At 68.7% G+C, this 3,713-nt stretch carries 6 protein-coding genes; 2 read left to right on the top strand and 4 right to left on the bottom strand.

The features are described from left to right. The 4 genes from VFS34_05710 to VFS34_05695 all read right to left on the bottom strand — a co-directional run. The coding region (locus tag VFS34_05710; protein ID HET9793940.1) for an arsenate reductase ArsC at positions 1–292 on the bottom strand (292 nt) is incomplete at its 3' end. Between the two features lie 4 nt (positions 293–296). Then, positions 297–1,079, bottom strand: a complete 783-nt coding sequence (gene arsM, locus VFS34_05705) for an arsenite methyltransferase (protein ID HET9793939.1) — start codon at positions 1,077–1,079, stop codon at positions 297–299. A 32-nt stretch (positions 1,080–1,111) separates the two neighbouring features. Beyond that, the gene (locus tag VFS34_05700; GenBank protein ID HET9793938.1) at positions 1,112–1,417 is read right to left on the bottom strand and encodes a metalloregulator ArsR/SmtB family transcription factor; all 306 of its coding nucleotides are present in this window, start codon (positions 1,415–1,417) and stop codon (positions 1,112–1,114) included. A 59-nt stretch (positions 1,418–1,476) separates the two neighbouring features. Beyond that, on the bottom strand, positions 1,477–1,866 hold the full coding sequence (locus VFS34_05695) for a response regulator (protein HET9793937.1): 390 nt from the start codon (positions 1,864–1,866) through the stop codon (positions 1,477–1,479). A 196-nt stretch (positions 1,867–2,062) separates the two neighbouring features. On the opposite strand from VFS34_05695, the gene VFS34_05690 reads away from it, so the two are divergent. After that, a complete protein-coding gene (locus VFS34_05690; protein ID HET9793936.1) occupies positions 2,063–2,722 on the top strand; it encodes an ABC transporter ATP-binding protein in 660 nt (219 codons plus the stop codon). Positions 2,723–2,729: 7 nt separating this feature from the next. Beyond that, positions 2,730–3,713, top strand: a 984-nt coding sequence (locus VFS34_05685) for an ABC transporter permease (GenBank protein HET9793935.1), incomplete at its 3' end; no start/stop codon positions are given.

Genomic DNA, 3,713 nt, shown 5'->3' with positions numbered 1-3,713 from the left:
GCGCGCCCGGAAACGTCGGGCAGGATTCCGCCGCGCGGTCGCACACCGTGATCACGTAGTCGAACTTCTGCGACACGAAATCGTTCATCGACTTCGGGCGCTGCCCGTCCATGTCGAGGCCGAAGACCTTCTTCACCGCCTCGCGGGCGAACGGGTTGATCTGGGCCCGCGGATCGCTCCCGGCGCTCTCGACCTCCACCGCCCCGCGGGACAGATGGCGGAGGATCGCTTCCGCCATCTGCGAGCGCGCGGAATTTCCGGTGCAGAGAAAGAGGACGCGGGGCCGATCCACCGGTCTACCCGCGCTTCCGTCCCGCCAGCGTGATCGAAAGGATGCGAACCGGGCTCTCCAGCACGGCTCCCGCGAGCGCCGCCGCGACGATCTCCCGGGGGATCTCGATCATCCGTTCCTTCTCGACCGCGACGTCGAATCCCGCGGAGCGCGCGATTCCGAGGTATTCGTCCTTCTGCAGGGCGCCCGCGATGCACCCCGCCCACATCTCGGCGCTCCGGCGGACCGCCCGCGGGAGCTCGCCGTCAAGGACGATGTCGGAGACGCTGAAGCGGCCGCCCGGCTTCAACACGCGGTGAATCTCGGAAAAGGCCCTCATCTTGTCGGGAACGAGATTGACGACGCAGTTCGAGATCACGACGTCGACCGTGCCGTCCTCGACCGGAAGCGCCTCGATCTCCCCGAGCCGGAAATCGACGTTCTTCGCGCCGAGCTTCGCCGCGTTCGCGTTCGCCTTCGCGATCATCTCCGGCGTCATGTCGACGCCGATCACCCGGCCCGAGGGACCGACCGCGCGCGAAGCGATGAAGACGTCGTTGCCGGCGCCGCTCCCGAGGTCCAGAACCGTCTCCCCCGGCCGGAGCCCGGCGTGCGCGGTCGGAAGGCCGCACCCGAGGGAAAGGTCGGCGTCGGCGGCATAACCCTCCATGCCCGCGTACCCCTCCTCGACGAACGAGGAGAGCTCGGTCGACGCGCAGCAGGAAGCGGAGACCGGGAGCGGCTTTCCCGTCACGATGCTCGCGTACCGCTGCCGGATGAACTGTTTGGTGGTCTCGTCGGTTTCCACGGGATCTCCTTTCGGCCGCGCACGGCGGCGGATCACACGGCGCGCGCGAGCGCTTCCGCGAGCGCCGCGATCGCCGCCTCGTTTCTCCGGTAGTACATCCAGCGTCCGCGCTTCTCCCCGGAAACGACTCCCGCGCGGATCAGGATCTGCATGTGATGGTTGACGACGGACTGCGCGAGCCCCACGCTGGCCTGCACGTCGCACGCGCAGAGGCCCGGCTCGCGCTTCCCGATCAGGTCGCAGCAGGATCGGCCGCGCTCCCGGAGGAGCGCCAGGATCTTCATGCGCGTCGGGTCGGAAAGCGCCTTGAACGCGGCGGCCAGCGAATCCGTATCCATATATCTAAAACTATAGAACTGTATGAGCGGTTGTCAAGAGGCATTCCGGGCGGTGCCGCTCATCCCGACGATCCGCGGGGACAGTGGCGGCGGACGATCTCGAGGAGGCGATCGGGGTCGAACGGCTTCCGGAGAAATCCCTCGACCCGGTAGCGCTCCGTGGTCTCGTCGAGGTTCCCGCTCGCGGAGATGAGGTAGACGGGGATCGCGGCCAGGTCCGGGTCGGCGCCGCGGACTTTCAGGAACTGCTCGCCGTTCATCCGCGGCATCATGCTGTCGAGAAGGATGACCGACGGCCGGACGCCGGAGCGCACGAGGGCGATCGCCTGGGCCCCGTCGGTCGCGCACCGGGAGGGATATCCCTCGATCCGCAACAGCTCCTCGATGACGTCGCGGATCTGGGCGTCGTCCTCGACGACGAGGACGGGCCGGCCCGGGTTGGCTTGCATTTTTCCGAATCGTACCACCCGGATCCGCGCGATCCTTCGCGCCATTCAAGCGGTTCGATCCCGATGGTGCGATTGGCTCTGGAGGGTCTCCGCCCGCACGTGGCACCGTGGGCAGGTGAACGAAGCCGCCCTGTCCCCCCCGCTCGCCGGGAAGTCTCCCGTTTTCCGCGCGCTCGGACTGACCAAGATCTACCGGATGGGCGAAGTCGACATCCCCGCGCTCCGGTCCGTCGACTTCGAGCTCTACCCGGGCGAGCTGATCGTGATCCTGGGGCCGTCCGGAAGCGGCAAGTCGACTCTCCTGAACATCCTGGGCGGCCTCGACGTTCCGACGAGCGGGTCCGTTCGGTTCTTCGACCACGACCTGACGGGAGCCGACGACGCCGAGCTGACCCGCTTCCGCCGCGAGCACGTCGGCTTCGTCTTCCAGTTCTTCAACCTGATCCCGAGCCTGACCGCGATCGAGAACGTCGCCCTCGTCACGGAAGTCGCCGAGCGCCCTCTCGATGCCGGCGACGCGCTCCGGCTCGTCGGCCTCGGGGATCGCCTCGATCATTTTCCCGCGCAGCTGTCGGGCGGCGAGCAGCAGCGGGTCGCGATCGCGCGGGCGATCGTCAAGCGCCCGGACGTCCTGCTCTGCGACGAACCCACCGGCTCTCTCGACTTCCAGACCGGCAAGCTCGTCCTCGGCGTGCTCGCCCGGCTGAACCGCGACTTCGGGACGACGACGGCCGTGATCAGCCACAACGCCGCGATCGCCGCGATGGCGGACCGCGTCGTCCGCATGGTCAGCGGCGAGATCGCCTCGATCACCCGGAACGCGAGCAAGGCCGATCCGGAGACGCTCGCGTGGTGAGCCGCCGATGAGCATGCTCGGCCGGAAGCTCCGGCGCGACCTCTGGCACCACCGCGGGCCGGCGGTCGCCGTCGCGCTCGTGGTCGCCTGCGGGATTTCGAGCTTCGTCGTCACCCGCTCCGCCTACCGGTCGATCCTGCTGTCGCGCGACGGTTACTACGCGCGATACCGCTTCGCCGACGTCTTCGTCTCGGCCAAACGGGTTCCCGACGCTCTCTTCAAGCGCGTCGCGGCGATTCCCGGCGTCGCCGCCTCGGAAGCGCGCGTCGTCGTCGAGGTGACGCTCGACGTGCCCGGACTGCGCGAGCCGGCGACGGGCCGTATCGTCTCGATCCCCCGGATCTCTCCCCCGCTTCTCAACCGGCTCGCGATCCGCCGGGGCCGCCTGCCGGAGCCGGGAAGGCGAAACGAGGCGGTCGCGAGCGAGGCGTTCGCGAAGGCCAATCGCCTCGACGTCGGCGACCGGGTCGGCGCCGTGCTCAATGGCCGATGGGAGTCGCTCCGAATCGTCGGAATCGCGCTCTCCCCCGAATACGTCTACGAGATCCGCGGCGCGGGCGCGATCCTCCCGGACAACCGCCGGTTCGGCGTCCTCTGGATGCGCCGCGACGCCGTCGGCGCGGCGTTCGACATGGAAGGGGGTTTCAACGACGTCGCCGTCGAGCTCGGCCCCGGCGCGAGCGAACCGGCGGTCATCGCCGCGCTCGATCGCCTCTTCGACCGCTGGGGGAGCCTCGGGGCGTACGGACGGGTCGACCAGGTCTCGAACGCCTTTCTCGACAACGAGCTGACGGAGCTCCGCACGGAGGGTTGGATCGTGCCGGGCATCTTCTTCGCGGTGGCCGTTTTCCTCCTGCACGTCGTCGTCACCCGGCTCGTCCAGACGCAGCGAGACCAGATCGCGATCCTGAAGGCCCTCGGCTACGGCAACGCGCCGATCATCCGCCATTACCTCGGCTTCGTGCTCGCGATGGTCGCCGTCGGAGCGGCC

It is taken from the genome of Thermoanaerobaculia bacterium, assembly GCA_035717485.1.
In the GTDB taxonomy this organism is placed as follows: Bacteria; Acidobacteriota; Thermoanaerobaculia; order UBA5066; family DATFVB01; genus DATFVB01.
The sequence above is the reverse complement of the archived record's forward strand: the minus strand, read 5'-3'. Positions and strand labels throughout refer to the sequence as shown.